This window comes from Caballeronia sp. LZ062 (genome assembly GCF_031450785.1).
Classification (GTDB): domain Bacteria; phylum Pseudomonadota; class Gammaproteobacteria; order Burkholderiales; family Burkholderiaceae; genus Caballeronia.
This window is the reverse complement of the sequence record NZ_JARTWB010000002.1, coordinates 2,297,735-2,312,249: the sequence shown is the minus strand read 5'-3', so window position 1 is coordinate 2,312,249 and position 14,515 is coordinate 2,297,735. Positions and strand designations below refer to the sequence as shown.

Genomic DNA, 14,515 nt, shown 5'->3' with positions numbered 1-14,515 from the left:
GCCGAACCGGAGCCGAGCATGAAAGTAGCCGTTCTCGGCGCCGGCGCGTGGGGCACCGCATTGGCGGGCCACCTCGCGACGCGGCACGACACCCTGCTTTGGGCGCGCGACGCCGCGCTCATCGAATCTCTTTCCCAATCGCACGAAAACGCGCGCTATCTCTCAGGGGTCGCGTTGCCGCCCACGCTCGCGTTCGAAGCCGATCTCGACGCGGCGCTCGCGCATGCCGCCGCGCCCGATGCACTCTGCGTCGTTGCCACGCCCGTCGCGGGTCTGCGCTCGCTCTGTCGCGCGATGCGGCTGGCCGGCGTCGTTCCGGCGCATATCGTCTGGCTCTGCAAGGGTTTCGAGGCGGACACACAATGTCTGCCGAACGAAGTCGTCGCGGCTGAACTGCCCGCGCATCGCAGCAACGGCACGCTGTCGGGCCCGAGCTTCGCGCGGGAAGTCGGGCGCGGCCTGCCGGTCGCGTTGACGGTCGCCAGCGCATCGGCGCAACTGTGCTCGCAGACGGTCGCGGCGTTCCATCACGGCGCAATGCGCATCTATACGGGCGACGACGTCATCGGCGTCGAAGTGGGCGGCGCGGTGAAGAACGTGCTCGCCATTGCGACGGGCATCTCCGACGGCCTGGGCCTCGGCCTCAATGCCCGCGCGGCGCTCATCACGCGCGGGCTCGCCGAAATGTCGCGGCTCGGCGTGGCGCTCGGCGGGCGCGCGGAGACTTTCACCGGCCTCACGGGTCTGGGCGACCTTATTTTGACCGCCACCGGCGACCTGTCGCGCAACCGCACGGTCGGCGTGCAGCTCGCGTCCGGCCGCACGCTCGACGAGATTCTCGCCGCGCTCGGACACGTGGCCGAAGGCGTGCGCTGCGCCCGCGCGGTGTTGTCGCTCGCGCAGTCGCGCGGGATCGAGATGCCGATCACTCACGCGGTATGCCGCGTGCTGTTCGAAAACGTCGCGCCGCGCGACGCGGTGCAGGCGCTTCTCAGCCGCGATTCGAAGGCGGAATAGCGCGACGTTTCTCTCGGAGACGCGTATGGCGAAGCTCGAAGCCGTTCTCGCCGACATCACGACGCTTCAGGTGGATGCCATCGTCAACGCGGCGAACAAGTCGCTGCTGGGCGGCGGCGGCGTCGATGGCGCGATTCATCGCAAGGCGGGCAAAGGTCTCTTGCGGGAATGCGAGACGCTCGGCGGCTGCGAAACCGGCGACGCGAAGATCACCGGCGGCTACGATCTTCCCGCCAAGTACGTGATTCACGCGGTCGGGCCGCGCTGGAACGGCGGCAAGCGCAACGAAGCGCAATTGCTCGCCAGTTGCTACCGGCGCTCGCTCGAACTTGCCGCCGAAGCGCGCTGCGTGTCCATCGCGTTTCCGGCGATCAGTTGCGGCATCTATCGCTTTCCTGTCGAGGACGCGGTGAAGATCGCCGTGGCTGCGGTCATCGACGCCTTGCCACTCGCTTCTTCAATCGAGCACGTCCTCTTCGCCTGCTTCAGCGACGACATGCTCGCGCTTTATCGCGCCGAACTCGACGCTCACGCGCCGCCTTCGAAGCCCGACTGACGCCACGCTTCGAACGTCACGATCGCCACCGTATTCGACAAGTTCAGACTGCGATTGCCGGGACGCATGGGCAGGCGCACCCGCTGTTCCGTCGGAAAGCGTTCCAGCAATTCCGCCGAAAGGCCGCGCGTCTCCGCGCCGAACACGAACCAGTCGCCGGGCCTGAACGCGTGATCGAAGAACGGCGTCGAGCCGCGCGTGGTGAAGGCGAACATGCGCGTGGCCTCGGGCGATTCCTTCGCGATGAACGCGTCCCAGTCCGCGTGGACGTTCATTTCGGCGTACTCGTGATAGTCGAGGCCGGCGCGGCGCATCTTCGCGTCGTCGAGCGGAAAGCCGAGCGGCTCGATCAAATGAAGCCGCGCGCCCGTGTTCGCGCACAGGCGGATGACGTTGCCGGTGTTCGGCGGGATTTCGGGTTCGACCAGTACGACGTTAAACATGGATTGCAGTGCTTCTGGCTGACGAGGTTAGTCTTTCGGGGTGCGCAGGGCGACGAAGTTCGTCACGCGCCGCGCGCCCGCGAGCTTGAGCGTGCGGGCGAGAGCATCGAGCGTCGCGCCGGATGTCATCACGTCGTCCACGACGCCGATATGTTTGCCGCGAACGTCGCCGTCGACCGCGAACGCCGACGCGACATTGCGTCTGCGCGTATCGGCATCCAGCCGCGACTGCTTCGCGGTGTGAACGATGCGCGCGACGAGCGTCGGATTCGCGGGCACGTTGAGGCGCCGCGCGAGCGGGCGGGCGATTGCCCACGCCTGGTTGTAGCCTCGTTCGACAAGCCGCTTGCGCGAAAGCGGAACCGGCACGATCACATTGGGCGTCGGCAGGGCGCTGTCTTCGAAGACCGCGTGCAGATGCCGCGCGAACTCCGCGCCCGCCGCGAGACGCACGCGAAACTTCAGTTCGACCGCCAGTGTATCGAGCGGCGCGCGATAGTCGGCGATCGCGAGCGTGTCGTTAAACGCTGGCGTATTCTCGAGGCACGCGGCGCAGTGCACGCGCGCGTCGTCGCGCTCGCGGCGCAGATAAGAAGCCGCGAGCGGCATCGCGCAGGTCGCGCACCGGAACCGCGGCTCGTTCCAGTACTGCTCGTCGCACCCGTCGCACAGCAATTGCTGCGACACATTGCCGCATAACGCGCACTGATTCGGCAGCGCGAGCGCGAACGCGCGCTTGGCGACGGCCGCAAAGCCGAAGACGCGCGCCGGGGACGGCAGCAACTCGCGAAGAACATTCATGGGCAAAAGCGCGTGAGGCAGGCTCGGTTAAACGAATGCGAAGGCGTGGCGCGCGGCGGCGCCGGGCCTATTTCAAGACGACCGAGTATACTTCGCACTCTTCGCGAACAGATCGTCATGTCCCCAACGCCTCCCAGAACTGGCCGACCGGCCTATGATCCGCGCCGTTTGCGCGAGATCTTCGACCGTCGCGCCGCCGCTTTCGACGACGTCGCGTTCCTGCCGCGTGAGATCGCGGACCGCATGCGCGAGCGTCTCGAATACATCAAGGTCGCGCCGGCGCGCGTGCTGGATGCGGCCTGCGGCGCGGGCGCGGACCTGCCGCGACTGCGCGAACGGTTTCCGGAGGCGTCCGTACTCGGCGTCGATATTTCCGCTGCGATGCTCGCGCGGGCGCGCACGGCCGACGCCGCCGAAGCGGAAAACGGCGCGGGCTGGCGGCGCTTTTTGCCCACGACGCTCGCGAAGGCGTTTGGCGCGCGCGGCCCGCAACTCGCGCAGGCCGACTTCTCGGCTTTGCCCTTCGCGTCGTCCGCGTTCGAATTGCTGTGGTCGAATCTCGCGCTGCACTGGCATTCGCGGCCGGATCTCGTGTTTCCGGAATGGCAGCGCGTGCTGAAAGTCAACGGTTTGCTGATGTTCAGCACCTTCGGGCCGGACACGCTTCGCGAACTGGCGGCGGCGTATCGCGAAGCCGAACGCACGCTCGGTCTTGCGCCGATGCCGCACACCATCGACTTCGTAGATATGCACGATCTGGGCGACATGCTCGTCGAAAGCGGCTTCGAAATTCCGGTGATGGATCAGGAAGTGCTGACGATCACCTATCGTTCGCCAGAATCGCTGCTCGCGGATGTCGCGCGCTGGGGCGCCTATCCGTTCGAACGCGAGGCCGCGAGCGCCCGCGCGGACGCGCAAGCCTTGCGCAGACACGTGCGCGAGGCGCTCGAAGCCTTGCGTCGCGAGGACGGCACGATCCCGCTCACGTTCGAAGTGATCTATGGTCACGCGTGGAAAGCGGTGCCGCGAACGACGGCGGAAGGACACGGAATCGTCCGGCTGGAAGACATCGGACGCGGTCCGAAAAGGAACCGCTGACGGGTCGGAAAGGAGTTCGGGAAGCAGATCGATCAGGCGGTAAAGAGGGTGCGTGTTATGTCATGAATTTGCGCGCGAAGGACACGCTAAAAGGTGCGTCAATTCGGCGCAGAGGCTTGTGCCGTCTGGCTTTGCGACGATCACACCCTTGCTTGTGGATGCCACTCAACCCGCCTATAATGCGTCAGTTTGTCGCCCGGACTGACACAAATTTGGGCGAAATCCGAGCAAAACTGTGTGATTGCGTGTGCGGATGATGGAGGCAGCGATGCAGGTCAGCCAGACGCTGACGGAGTCCGAGCCGGTCATCAAGGACTGGCTGATGAAACGCAACTGCTCGGTATCGCCGCGTCAGTTCGTGGGCTTCTATGTGTCGCTGGCGCTCTTTTCGCTGGCCGTCGCAACGCCGCTTTTGCTGAATGGCGCCTGGCTGGTGCTGCCGTTCACCGGAGTCGAATTGACGGTCGTGACCGTCGCGTTCCTGATTCATGCGCGACATGCCGTCGATTACGAACGAATCCGGCTGTTTCAGAACCGGTTGTTGATCGAACAGATGAACGCCGAAGAATTGACGCGATTCGAGTTCAACCCGCGCTGGGTGCGGGTCGAAACGGGCGCGACGCCGAGGGAGCCGCTCACGATCGTATCGCGCGGCCAGTCGGTGAAAGTCGGACAACACCTTGCACAGCATCGTCGCAAACAATTTGCTGCCGAACTGCAGGCGTCACTGAGACGTTTCGCTTGAGGAGGAACTTGGCGTGGCAGGCGCGATGCGCAACGGGGGTCGAGGGTTTGAATGGAAATTTTGGGTAAGGATGCTATGAAAACAATCAAGCGAGCCCTCTCGGGCGTGCTGGCGGCGGGCGCACTGCTCAACGCCGGCGTAGCCCTGGCGGTCAACGACAGTCCTGGCGGTCCCGCTGTGAATGAGATCAATTTCCAGCAGCCAGTGACGAAGATCGCCGAGGAGCTCTACGGCCTCCATATCTTCATGCTCATCATCTGTACCGTCATTTTCCTTGGCGTGTTCGGGGTGATGTTCTATTCGGTCGTCAAGCATCGCAAGTCCAAGGGTTTCAAGCCTGCGCACTTCCATGAAAGCACCACGGTCGAGATCATCTGGACGATCGCGCCGTTCATCATCGTCATTCTGATGGCGCTGCCGGCCACCAAGGCCGTCGTCGCAATGAAGGACACCACCAACGCCGATTTGACCGTGAAGGTCACGGGCTATCAGTGGAAGTGGGGCTACGACTACGTGAAGGGTCCCGGCGAAGGCATCAGCTTCCTCTCGACGCTTTCGACGCCGCGCAGCCAGGTCAACGGCCAGACGCCGATTTCGGACACGTATCTGCAGGAAGTCGACAACCCGCTCGTCGTGCCGGTGGACAAGAAGATCCGCATCATCACCACCGCGAACGACGTCGTTCACTCGTGGTACGTCCCGGCGTTCGGCGTGAAGCAGGACGCGATTCCCGGCTTCGTGCGCGACACGTGGTTCAAGGCAGAGAAGGTCGGCACCTATCGCGGCTTCTGCACGGAACTGTGCGGCAAGGAGCACGCGTACATGCCGGTCGTCGTGGAAGTGCTGTCCACCGACGACTACGCGAAGTGGGTCGACACGCAGAAGAAGAAAATGGCTTCTTCCGCCGACGATCCGAACAAGACCTACACGATGGACGAGCTGAAGACGCGCGGCGCGCAGATCTACGCGTCGAACTGCGCAGTCTGCCACCAGCCGACCGGCAAGGGCGCGGGCCAGTTTCCGGCGCTCGACGGCAGCAAGGTGGCGAACGGCCCCATCGCCGGTCACGTGAACATCGTGCTGCACGGCAAGGGCGCGATGCCGCCGTGGCAGACGACGCTGAACGACGTCGAAATCGCATCGGTCATCACGTATGAGCGCAACACGTGGGGCAATCATACGGGCGACATTCTGCAGCCGAAGCAGGTCGCGGACGCGCGCAACGGCAAGATGCCCGAAGGCGGCGATCACACGGCAGCGGCGGGCGGCGAAGCGGCGAGCGGCGCGGCGGCAAGCGGCGCGACCGAAGCCAGCGCACCGGCTGCGGCGTCCGGCGAACAGACCGCGCAGGCATCGCAGGCGGGCGCGCTGCCGGCCAGCATCTACTTCGAGACGGGCAAGAGCGATCTGCCCGCCGACGCAAACAACGCAGTACAGGCTGCCGCCGCTTACGTGAAGGCGCACCAGGACGCGAAGATCGCGCTCTCCGGTTTCACGGATGCAACCGGCGGCGCCGACCTCAACGCGGATCTCGCCAAAAAGCGCGCGCAAGCCGTTCGCGATGCGCTCAAGGCGGCAGGTGTCTCGGAAGAACGCATCGTGTTGAAAAAGCCCGAGTCGGTGACGGGCGGCACGGATGCGAAGGAAGCACGCCGCGTAGAAATCAGTCCGGCTGCTTGACATGCCGCGCGTGGGCTTCTCCTTCGCTCAAGGCAACGGAGAAGCACGCGGGCAACGCCAAGTGCCTCGAGTATTCGCTTTAGGAGATGATTGTCATGTCTAGCATCGGACACGATGTAGTCGCGGGTCACGACCACGCGCACGACGACCATGCGCACGGAACACCGCATGGTTGGCGCCGGTGGCTTTTCGCCACCAACCACAAGGACATCGGTACCTTGTATCTGCTGTTCTCGTTCATCATGTTCCTGTCCGGGGGCGTGATGGCGCTCGGCATTCGTGCCGAGTTGTTCGAACCGGGCCTGCAGATCATGCGCCCCGAGTTCTTCAATCAGCTGACCACCATGCACGGCCTCATCATGGTGTTCGGCGCGATCATGCCGGCGTTCGTCGGCTTCGCGAACTGGATGGTGCCGCTGCAGATCGGCGCATCGGACATGGCGTTCGCGCGCATGAACAACTTCAGCTTCTGGCTGCTGCCGGTCGCGGCCGTGCTGCTCGTCGGCTCCTTCTTCGTGCCGGGCGGCGCAACCGCTGCGGGCTGGACGCTGTACGCGCCGCTTTCGACGCAGATGGGCCCCGGCATGGACTTCGCGATTTTCGCGGTCCACATCATGGGCGCGTCGTCGATCATGGGCGGCATCAACATCGTCGTCACGATCCTGAATATGCGCGCGCCGGGCATGACGCTCATGAAGATGCCGATGTTCGCGTGGACGTGGCTCATCACCGCGTATCTGCTGATCGCCGTGATGCCGGTTCTGGCGGGCGCCATCACGATGGTGCTGTTCGACCGTCACTTCGGCACGTCGTTCTTCAATGCGGCGGGCGGCGGCGATCCGGTCATGTACCAGCACATCTTCTGGTTCTTCGGTCACCCCGAGGTGTACATCATGATCTTGCCGGCGTTCGGCATCATCTCGCAGGTCATTCCGGCGTTCGCGCGCAAGCCGCTCTTCGGCTATAGCTCGATGGTGTACGCAACCGCGTCGATCGCGATTCTCTCGTTCATGGTCTGGGCGCACCACATGTTCGCCACCGGCATGCCGGTGACGGGCCAGCTCTTCTTTATGTACGCGACGATGCTGATCGCCGTGCCGACGGGCGTGAAGGTGTTTAACTGGGTCGCGACGATGTGGCGCGGCGCGTTGACCTTCGAAACGCCGATGCTCTTCGCGATCGGCTTCATCTTCGTGTTCACGATGGGCGGCTTCACGGGCCTGATTCTCTCGATGGCGCCGCTCGACATCCAGATGCACGGCACGTACTACGTGGTCGCGCACTTCCACTACGTGCTGGTGGCCGGTTCGCTCTTCGCGCTGTTCGCGGGCTGGTACTACTGGTCGCCGAAGTGGACGGGCTGGATGTACAACGAAACGCGCGGGAAGATCCACTTCTGGACGTCGATGATCTTCTTCAACATCACGTTCTTCCCGATGCACTTCCTGGGTCTCGCCGGCATGCCGCGCCGCTATGCGGACTACCCCGCGCAGTTCACGGACTTCAACCAGATCGCGACCATCGGCGCGTTCGGTTTCGGTCTCGCGCAGGTGTACTTCCTGTTCGCGGTCGCGCTGCCGACGTATCGCGGCGGCGGCGAGCATGAGAAGGCCGGCGACAAGCCGTGGGATGGCGCGGAAGGCCTCGAATGGACCGTGCCGAGCCCGGCGCCGTTCCATACTTTCGAGAACCCGCCGACCGTCGAATAAGTCGTCTTTCCGTTCTGTGGGGCTTCCGCGCGAAGCCTCACAGACTCCCCGAGCAAGAACGCATGGCCCCGAATCCACAAAAAAGACGCTCCCGCGAGGAAATCCGCGCGGGTAACAAGCGGCTCGGTCTCATCATGGTGCTGATCGCCGCCGTCTTTTTTCTGGGTATCGTCGTCAGGCAATACCTGTTGTCGCGAGGCTAACTTGTCTACTCAGCAGGAAGATTCACATATCGACCGCTCGTTCAACCGGTCGATGCTGTTCAAGCTGTTCGTCGTCGCGGCGATGATGTTCGGCTTCGGCTTCGCGCTCGTGCCGATGTACCGCGCGATCTGCCAGATCACGGGCATCAACAATCTCGTGCAGCGCGATGTCGGCGCGCGCGAGGCGAAGAACACGCAGGTCGATGCGAGCCGCACCGTTTCCATCGAATTCGATGCGAACGCGCGCGGTCCGTTGCAGTTCAAGCCGGAGCAATCGAACCTCGACATTCATCCGGGCGAAGTCATGACGGTGATGTATCAGGTGACGAACGAGCAGGCGCGCACGGTGAAGGCGCAGGCCATTCCGAGCTACGCGCCGAAGCAGGCCACCGAGTTTTTCAAGAAGATCGAATGCTTCTGTTTCACCCAGCAGACGCTCGCGCCGAACGAAACGAAGCGCATGCCGGTGGTGTTCGTCGTCGATCCGAAGCTGCCGAAGGACGTGAAGACCATCACGCTGTCGTACACGTTCTTCGAACTCGACGCGCCGAAGCCGGCGGCCAAGGGAACGTGAACATCATGAACGGACAGGCGCAGAAGAGCGGCGGCTTTCTTAGGCTCGTGAAGGCGGTCTTCTGGTCGTTCTTCGGCGTGCGGCGGCGGGCGGACCTCGAAAACGATGCGGCGCAGCTCAATCCGCTGCATCTGATCGCGGCTGGCGTGATCGGTGCTGCACTGTTCATCGTCGTGCTGCTGGTGATCGTGCGCGCGGTGGTTCGGTAGGGCAACGCGGCACGAAGCGCGCTCGCGCGGGCGGCGCCGCGGCAAAATAATTCAAGCAACTGGATCGAAGTGGAGAATCAACGATGAGCGGTCAAAACGAGAGCCCGTACTATTTCGTGCCGCATCCGTCACGGCATCCGATCATGGCTGCGTGCGGCTTGCTGGTAATGCTGTCGTCGCTGGCGGCGTGGGTCAACGGGCATTCGTTTGCGCCGTTCGGCACGCTCCTCGGCCTGCTGTTTCTGCTGTTCGTGCTGTGGCACTGGTTCGGCGATGCAATTTCCGAGTCCGAAGGCGGCATGTACGGCAAGCGCGTGGATGTGTCGTACCGCTGGAGCATGAGCTGGTTCATCTTCTCCGAAGTCATGTTCTTCGGCGCGTTCTTCGGTGCGCTCTTCTATGCGCGCGCCATCGCGCTGCACGAGCTCGGCAGTCTCGACTACAAGCTGATCTGGCCGGACTTCTCCGCCGTGTGGCCGAACAACGGTCCCGCCGCGCTGGTCCCGCATTTCCGCGCGATGGTGCCGTGGCCTCTGCCGACCATCAACACGGCGCTGCTGCTCTCCTCGGGCGCGACGCTGACGGTGGCGCACCACGCGCTGCGCGAAGATCATCGCAAGAAGGCGATCGGCTGGCTCGCCGCGACGGTGCTCCTCGGCGTCATCTTCCTGTTCTGCCAGGGCTACGAGTATTTCCACGCGTACAACGAGCTGAATCTGACGCTCGCGTCCGGCGTGTACGGCTCGACGTTCTTCCTGCTGACGGGCTTCCACGGCTTCCACGTGTTCCTGGGCGGCACGATGCTCGCCGTGGTGATGGTGCGGCTGATTCGCGGACACTTCACGCCGGAGCATCACTTCGCGTTCGAAGGCGCCGCGTGGTACTGGCACTTCGTGGACGTCGTGTGGCTCGGGCTGTACGTCGTCGTCTACTGGCTGTAACTGCGTTGCGCGGGCTTCACGCCCGCAGCGCAATCACGCCGCCCTGACGTTCGAGGGCGGCGTTTTGTTTTGATTCAGGGCGATGCCGCGACAATACGCCTCGTTCTTGCGAACCTTCGCGGCGGGTTATCGTCCGAGGGGAATGCCTGTGGATTGAATCCAGCCCATCCAGTGCGCGAACAGGATGAACAGGAACAGCGAAATGGACAGCCCGACGCGCATGGCGAGCGACCACACCATCCGCTTGGTTTTGCCGCGGTCGGTCATCATGAAGTACAGCGCCGAGCCGAGGCTGCCGAGAATGAGGATGAAAGCGATGGCGACGATAATGTGCATGAAACCTGCCGGCGAAGTTGCTCAACTTGGCCCGACAACGCATTGAGCAGTATGGAAAAGAGTCATCTCATTATCTCACTCGACGGAACGCCCCGTGCGCCGGCGAGCATCCTCACGCGGCTGCTGCGGTCATGAAAATCCGCTTTTGGCCCACGCTTCTCATTCTGGTCGTCGTGGCGGTGACGTTGCGGCTCGGCTTCTGGCAGCGCGACCGCGCGCATCAGAAAGAGGCGCTCAACGCGCGCATCATGGCGTTCGAAAATGCGCCGGCACAGCGCGTGGGCGTCGATCCGATGCCGCTGAAGTCCATCGAGTTTCATCGCGTGAAGGCGCGCGGCGAGTTCATGCCGGAGCGCGTCGTCTATCTCGATAATCGTCCGTATAACGACCAGCCGGGCTTTTATGTGGTGATGCCGCTTAAACTCGAGGGCGGCGGCTACGTGCTTGTCAATCGCGGATGGCTGCCGCGCAATCTCGCGGACCGGACGGGCATCGAGCCATACGAGACGCCGAAGAGCGTCGTCGAAGTGGAAGGCATTGCGCGCGCCAATCCGTCGCAGGCGTTCGAGCTGGGCACGGGCGGGTCGGCTGGGCACCAGCAGATTCGCCAGAATCTGAGCATTCCGGCCTACGCCGCTGAAACCGGACTCGCGTTTCAGCCGTTCGTGATTCAGCAGACCAACGACACGCACGACCGGCTCGTGCGCGACTGGCCCGCACCGACGACGGGCGTCGAGCGCAACTACGGCTACATGCTCCAGTGGTGGGGCATGGCCGCCGCCGCCGTGGGCTTTGGCTTGTACGCCGCCCGCCGCGCCGCGAAGAAAGACGACTCGCGTCTCGTAGACGGCCCCGACGACGAAGCCGCGGACCACGCGTGACCCAACTCTGACCCAATTGCCGATGCCATCTCAACGTTCCACGACCGCCGACAAACCCCGCACGACCCCGAGAGGATCGTGGCTCAGCGGGCGCTGGATGCTCGTGCTGCTCGCGCTCGTTTGCGCGGCGCCCGTCATCGCTTCGTACCTGATGTACTACGTGTTCAAGCCGGCGGGCGGCACGTCGAGCTATGGCGCGCTGATCGACCCGCAGCGGCCCATTCCGGCCCAATTCGTCGTCACGGACGAAAAAGGGCAGGCCATGCCGCTCAAGTCACTCGAAGGCAAATGGCTGATGATCACCGTCAACAGCAGCGCCTGCGACGAGCAATGCGTCACGCGCCTCTATTACATGCGGCAGGTTCGCGTGCTGCAGTCGGCCGAGCGCGACCGCGTGGTGAACGTCTGGCTGCGCACGGATGACAAACCTGTTGCCGATGTCATCAAGACGGCATATCCGCAGCCGGACACGCGCATGTTGATTGCCGATCCGCGCGCTGTCGCGGACTGGCTGCCGGCCGCGGACGGCACGAAGGTCACGGACCACATTTATCTGGTGGACCCGAACGGCAATCTGATGATGCGCTTCCCGAAAAATCCCGATCCGAAGAAGATCAACGCAGATCTGGCGAAGCTGCTGAAGTGGTCGCGGATCGGCTAAAACGCGGGTTGAAGGTAGAACATGAGTTACGTACTGCAATTGGGATTGATCGGCTTGTGCATCGCGCTGCTGCCGCTGTCTTTCGTCTGGGTGAAAGCAGATGACAACAAGTTCCGCAAGCTCGTCTGGCTGACCACGTTTCTGACGCTCGATCTGATCATGTTCGGCGGCTTCACGCGCCTGACCGATTCCGGTCTCGGCTGTCCCGACTGGCCGGGCTGCTACGGCACGTCGTCGCCGTTCATCGCGCACGCGCAGATTGCCGCCGCGTTCCAGGCAATGCCCACCGGTCCCGTCAGCATGGTCAAGGCGTGGATCGAAATGCTGCACCGCTATTTCGCGATGGCGATCGGCGTGCTGATCATCGCGCAGGTCGTCATCGCGTGGACGGCGCGCATCAAGCGTCGTGCGCTGCACGTGTCGCCGTGGTGGCCGACCGGCATCCTGCTGCTGATTTGCGTGCAAGGCGCGTTCGGCGCGTGGACCGTCACGTTGAAGCTGCAACCGGTGATCGTCACGACGCATCTGCTGCTCGGACTCGCGCTGCTCGGCGCGCTCGGCTGGCTCGCGGCGCGCCAGACGCCGATTCCGTCGCTCGATTCCGCCGCTGCGCGCTGGATGCCGGCCGCGCTCTTCGGGCTCGCGCTGCTCGTGGTGCAAATTGCGCTCGGCGGATGGGTGAGCACGAACTATGCTGTGCTGGCCTGCACCGACTTTCCGCTCTGCAACGGCCAATGGATTCCGCCGATGAACTTCGAACACGGCTTTCACCTGTGGCGCGCGCTCGGCATGACCGGCGACGGCGACATGATCTCGCAGGACGCGCTCGTCGCGATCCACTGGACGCATCGCACGTTCGCGGTCGTCGTCGTGCTGTATCTGCTGTGGCTTGCCACGAAGTTGCGCCGCTTCGAGTCGCTGCGCAAGCCGGCGAACGGCGTCTTGGCGGTCATCGTTATTCAGTTTCTGACCGGCATGTCGAACATCGTGCTGCAATGGCCGCTGCCGGTTGCCGTCGCCCATAACGGCGGGGCAGCCGTCCTGCTGCTCCTGCTCGTCATGCTAAACTTTCGAATCTCTTCCAGCCGTCCCGGCCGCGCCGCGCTTCCCGCACGCGACGTCGTTTCAGCGTGATGGCTCATGCCCATGGATAGCACGACACTCAACTCCCCCCTTGGTAGCCGCGTCTCGCAATACATCGCGCTGACGAAGCCGCGCGTCACCCAGCTTGCCGTTTTCTGCGCCGTCATCGGCATGTTTTTATCGACGCCCGGCATGGTTCCGTGGACGAAGCTGCTCGGCGGCGCCGTCGGCATCTGGCTGCTGGCGGGCGCGGCGTTCGCCATCAACTGCCTCGTCGAGCAGAAAGTGGACGCCAAGATGCGCCGCACCGCATGGCGTCCCTCGGCGCGCGGGCAAATCACGAGCGTGCAGATTCTGATGTTTTCGGCGGCGCTCGGCGGCATCGGCATGTGGACGCTGTACCGCTTCACCAATCCGCTCACCATGTGGCTGACGGTTGCCACCTTCGTGGGCTACGCGGTCATTTACACGCTGTTGCTGAAGCCGTACACGCCGCAGAATATCGTGATCGGCGGCGCGTCCGGCGCCATGCCGCCCGCGCTCGGCTGGGCCGCCGTCACCGGCGCAGTGCCCGGCGACGCGTGGATCCTGGTGCTCATCATCTTCGTCTGGACGCCGCCGCATTTCTGGGCGCTCGCGCTGTATCGGCGTAAGGACTACGAGAACGCCGGCCTGCCGATGCTGCCCGTCACGCATGGCGAAAAGTACACGCTGCTGAACATTTTCCTCTACACCATCGTGCTGTTTGCCGTCACGTTGATGCCGTTCGTCTCCGGCATGAGCGGCGTGGTGTATCTGCTGAGCGCCATTGCGCTGGGCGCGGTGTTTCTCGGCTATACGTGGAAGCTGTATCGCGAATACTCGGACGCGCTCGCGCGCAGGACTTTCCGCTATTCGATCGTTTATCTGTCGCTGCTGTTCGGCGCGCTGCTCGTCGATCACTACGTTCGCACGGTGATCGGCGCATGAGGTGCATCGTTCGTCGGTTGCTCGCGCTGCTGCTTTGCGCGGTCGCGCTGTGCGCGTGCGAGAAAGCGCCGGATTTCAAGAATCTGGACATTACCGGCAACAAGCAATTCGGCAGCGACTTTTCGTTGCCGGATACGGCCGGCAAAACGCGCACCCTCGCAGACTTCAAGGGCAAAGCGGTCGTGCTGTTCTTCGGCTATACGCATTGCCCGGACGTTTGCCCGACGACGCTCGCCGAACTTTCGCAGGCCATGCAGCAACTTGGCGATAAGGCGAAGGACGTGCAGGTGCTCATGGTCACCGTCGATCCCGCGCGTGACACGCCGAGTCTGCTGGGCCAGTATGTGACCGCGTTCAACCCGACGTACATCGGATTGCGTCCGGCTAACGACGCCGAGCTTCAGAAAGTCGCGAAGGACTTCCGCGTGTATTACGCGAGAGCGGCGGGCAAGACGCCCGGCGACTACACGATGGATCACACCGCCGCGAGCTACGTTTTCGACAAGGACGGCAAGCTGCGGCTTTTTGCCCGCGACGGACAAGGCGTCGAACCGTGGGTCCACGATCTGAAGTTGCTGATCGACTGAACGTGAGAAGCGGCCTGCGGGC

General features: G+C 63.6%; 18 protein-coding genes. 15 read left to right on the top strand and 3 right to left on the bottom strand.

Translation table 11 applies throughout. The features are described from left to right. Positions 1–18 precede the first annotated feature (18 nt). Both P9239_RS16825 and P9239_RS16820 read left to right on the top strand, forming a co-directional pair. Positions 19–1,017: an NAD(P)H-dependent glycerol-3-phosphate dehydrogenase gene (locus P9239_RS16825; protein WP_309752861.1), complete on the top strand. Its 999-nt coding sequence runs from the start codon at positions 19–21 to the stop codon at positions 1,015–1,017. 25 nt (positions 1,018–1,042) lie between these two features. Next, positions 1,043–1,573 (top strand): O-acetyl-ADP-ribose deacetylase, encoded by a 531-nt coding sequence (locus P9239_RS16820; RefSeq protein WP_309752859.1) that lies wholly within the window; start codon positions 1,043–1,045, stop codon positions 1,571–1,573. On the opposite strand, the gene trmL is transcribed toward P9239_RS16820, so the two are convergent. Together trmL and P9239_RS16810 are read right to left on the bottom strand one after the other, a co-directional pair. Beyond that, positions 1,546–2,016: a tRNA (uridine(34)/cytosine(34)/5-carboxymethylaminomethyluridine(34)-2'-O)-methyltransferase TrmL gene (trmL, locus tag P9239_RS16815; protein ID WP_309752858.1), complete on the bottom strand. Its 471-nt coding sequence runs from the start codon at positions 2,014–2,016 to the stop codon at positions 1,546–1,548. The genes P9239_RS16820 and trmL overlap by 28 nt on opposite strands. Positions 2,017–2,043: 27 nt before the next feature. Then, the gene (locus tag P9239_RS16810; RefSeq protein ID WP_404979996.1) at positions 2,044–2,817 is read right to left on the bottom strand and encodes a phosphoribosyltransferase family protein; all 774 of its coding nucleotides are present in this window, start codon (positions 2,815–2,817) and stop codon (positions 2,044–2,046) included. Positions 2,818–2,934: 117 nt separating this feature from the next. On the opposite strand from P9239_RS16810, the gene P9239_RS16805 reads away from it, so the two are divergent. The 8 genes from P9239_RS16805 (at position 2,935) to P9239_RS16770 (ending at position 9,976) form a co-directional block, all read left to right on the top strand. Continuing rightward, positions 2,935–3,915: a methyltransferase domain-containing protein gene (locus tag P9239_RS16805; protein ID WP_309752855.1), complete on the top strand. Its 981-nt coding sequence runs from the start codon at positions 2,935–2,937 to the stop codon at positions 3,913–3,915. 268 nt (positions 3,916–4,183) lie between these two features. After that, positions 4,184–4,660 (top strand): DUF2244 domain-containing protein, encoded by a 477-nt coding sequence (locus tag P9239_RS16800; protein WP_309752853.1) that lies wholly within the window; start codon positions 4,184–4,186, stop codon positions 4,658–4,660. Positions 4,661–4,711: 51 nt separating this feature from the next. Continuing rightward, the gene (gene coxB / locus P9239_RS16795; RefSeq protein ID WP_309752852.1) at positions 4,712–6,340 is read left to right on the top strand and encodes a cytochrome c oxidase subunit II; all 1,629 of its coding nucleotides are present in this window, start codon (positions 4,712–4,714) and stop codon (positions 6,338–6,340) included. 95 nt (positions 6,341–6,435) lie between these two features. After that, complete coding sequence (gene ctaD, locus P9239_RS16790; protein WP_309752850.1) at positions 6,436–8,049, top strand: cytochrome c oxidase subunit I; 1,614 nt, start codon at positions 6,436–6,438, stop codon at positions 8,047–8,049. Positions 8,050–8,111: 62 nt separating this feature from the next. Continuing rightward, positions 8,112–8,252: a cytochrome oxidase small assembly protein gene (locus tag P9239_RS16785; protein WP_309752848.1), complete on the top strand. Its 141-nt coding sequence runs from the start codon at positions 8,112–8,114 to the stop codon at positions 8,250–8,252. A 52-nt stretch (positions 8,253–8,304) separates the two neighbouring features. After that, complete coding sequence (locus tag P9239_RS16780) at positions 8,305–8,826, top strand: cytochrome c oxidase assembly protein (RefSeq protein ID WP_404980085.1); 522 nt, start codon at positions 8,305–8,307, stop codon at positions 8,824–8,826. A gap of 5 nt (positions 8,827–8,831) precedes the next feature. After that, complete coding sequence (locus P9239_RS16775; protein WP_309754109.1) at positions 8,832–9,035, top strand: DUF2970 domain-containing protein; 204 nt, start codon at positions 8,832–8,834, stop codon at positions 9,033–9,035. Positions 9,036–9,118: 83 nt separating this feature from the next. After that, positions 9,119–9,976 carry a cytochrome c oxidase subunit 3 gene (locus P9239_RS16770; protein WP_309752843.1) on the top strand — a complete coding sequence of 286 codons (858 nt, stop codon included), beginning with the start codon at positions 9,119–9,121 and terminating at the stop codon, positions 9,974–9,976. A gap of 126 nt (positions 9,977–10,102) precedes the next feature. Here the strand turns inward: P9239_RS16770 and P9239_RS16765 are convergent, their stop codons facing one another. Beyond that, positions 10,103–10,312, bottom strand: coding sequence for a twin transmembrane helix small protein (locus tag P9239_RS16765; RefSeq protein ID WP_035961831.1), 210 nt, complete (start codon positions 10,310–10,312; stop codon positions 10,103–10,105). A gap of 131 nt (positions 10,313–10,443) precedes the next feature. Here P9239_RS16765 and P9239_RS16760 point away from each other — a divergent pair, with 131 nt between their 5' ends. The 5 genes from P9239_RS16760 to P9239_RS16740 are packed head-to-tail and all read left to right on the top strand — an operon-like array spanning position 10,444 to position 14,493. Further along, on the top strand, positions 10,444–11,193 hold the full coding sequence (locus tag P9239_RS16760; RefSeq protein ID WP_309752839.1) for an SURF1 family protein: 750 nt from the start codon (positions 10,444–10,446) through the stop codon (positions 11,191–11,193). A 22-nt stretch (positions 11,194–11,215) separates the two neighbouring features. Further along, positions 11,216–11,854, top strand: coding sequence for a cytochrome C oxidase subunit I (locus tag P9239_RS16755; RefSeq protein WP_309752838.1), 639 nt, complete (start codon positions 11,216–11,218; stop codon positions 11,852–11,854). 21 nt (positions 11,855–11,875) lie between these two features. Beyond that, the gene (locus tag P9239_RS16750; RefSeq protein ID WP_309752836.1) at positions 11,876–12,988 is read left to right on the top strand and encodes a COX15/CtaA family protein; all 1,113 of its coding nucleotides are present in this window, start codon (positions 11,876–11,878) and stop codon (positions 12,986–12,988) included. A gap of 12 nt (positions 12,989–13,000) precedes the next feature. Beyond that, positions 13,001–13,906 carry a heme o synthase gene (gene cyoE / locus P9239_RS16745; RefSeq protein WP_309752834.1) on the top strand — a complete coding sequence of 302 codons (906 nt, stop codon included), beginning with the start codon at positions 13,001–13,003 and terminating at the stop codon, positions 13,904–13,906. After that, positions 13,903–14,493: an SCO family protein gene (locus P9239_RS16740; RefSeq protein WP_309752833.1), complete on the top strand. Its 591-nt coding sequence runs from the start codon at positions 13,903–13,905 to the stop codon at positions 14,491–14,493. The genes cyoE and P9239_RS16740 overlap by 4 nt, the downstream gene beginning before the upstream one ends. The last annotated feature ends 22 nt before the right edge of the window (positions 14,494–14,515 follow it).

Excerpts from the sequence above, each read along its gene's own strand:
- P9239_RS16825 (WP_309752861.1), top strand. The coding sequence starts at position 19 with ATGAAAGTAGCCGTTCTCGGCGCCGGCGCGTGGGGCACCGCATTGGCG.
- P9239_RS16820 (WP_309752859.1), top strand. The coding sequence starts at position 1,043 with ATGGCGAAGCTCGAAGCCGTTCTCGCCGACATCACGACGCTTCAGGTG.
- trmL (WP_309752858.1), bottom strand. The coding sequence starts at position 2,016 with ATGTTTAACGTCGTACTGGTCGAACCCGAAATCCCGCCGAACACCGGC.
- P9239_RS16810 (WP_404979996.1), bottom strand. The coding sequence starts at position 2,817 with ATGAATGTTCTTCGCGAGTTGCTGCCGTCCCCGGCGCGCGTCTTCGGC.
- P9239_RS16805 (WP_309752855.1), top strand. The coding sequence starts at position 2,935 with ATGTCCCCAACGCCTCCCAGAACTGGCCGACCGGCCTATGATCCGCGC.
- P9239_RS16800 (WP_309752853.1), top strand. The coding sequence starts at position 4,184 with ATGCAGGTCAGCCAGACGCTGACGGAGTCCGAGCCGGTCATCAAGGAC.
- coxB (WP_309752852.1), top strand. The coding sequence starts at position 4,712 with ATGGAAATTTTGGGTAAGGATGCTATGAAAACAATCAAGCGAGCCCTC.
- ctaD (WP_309752850.1), top strand. The coding sequence starts at position 6,436 with ATGTCTAGCATCGGACACGATGTAGTCGCGGGTCACGACCACGCGCAC.
- P9239_RS16785 (WP_309752848.1), top strand. The coding sequence starts at position 8,112 with ATGGCCCCGAATCCACAAAAAAGACGCTCCCGCGAGGAAATCCGCGCG.
- P9239_RS16780 (WP_404980085.1), top strand. The coding sequence starts at position 8,305 with ATGCTGTTCAAGCTGTTCGTCGTCGCGGCGATGATGTTCGGCTTCGGC.
- P9239_RS16775 (WP_309754109.1), top strand. The coding sequence starts at position 8,832 with ATGAACGGACAGGCGCAGAAGAGCGGCGGCTTTCTTAGGCTCGTGAAG.
- P9239_RS16770 (WP_309752843.1), top strand. The coding sequence starts at position 9,119 with ATGAGCGGTCAAAACGAGAGCCCGTACTATTTCGTGCCGCATCCGTCA.
- P9239_RS16765 (WP_035961831.1), bottom strand. The coding sequence starts at position 10,312 with ATGCACATTATCGTCGCCATCGCTTTCATCCTCATTCTCGGCAGCCTC.
- P9239_RS16760 (WP_309752839.1), top strand. The coding sequence starts at position 10,444 with ATGAAAATCCGCTTTTGGCCCACGCTTCTCATTCTGGTCGTCGTGGCG.
- P9239_RS16755 (WP_309752838.1), top strand. The coding sequence starts at position 11,216 with ATGCCATCTCAACGTTCCACGACCGCCGACAAACCCCGCACGACCCCG.
- P9239_RS16750 (WP_309752836.1), top strand. The coding sequence starts at position 11,876 with ATGAGTTACGTACTGCAATTGGGATTGATCGGCTTGTGCATCGCGCTG.
- cyoE (WP_309752834.1), top strand. The coding sequence starts at position 13,001 with ATGGATAGCACGACACTCAACTCCCCCCTTGGTAGCCGCGTCTCGCAA.
- P9239_RS16740 (WP_309752833.1), top strand. The coding sequence starts at position 13,903 with ATGAGGTGCATCGTTCGTCGGTTGCTCGCGCTGCTGCTTTGCGCGGTC.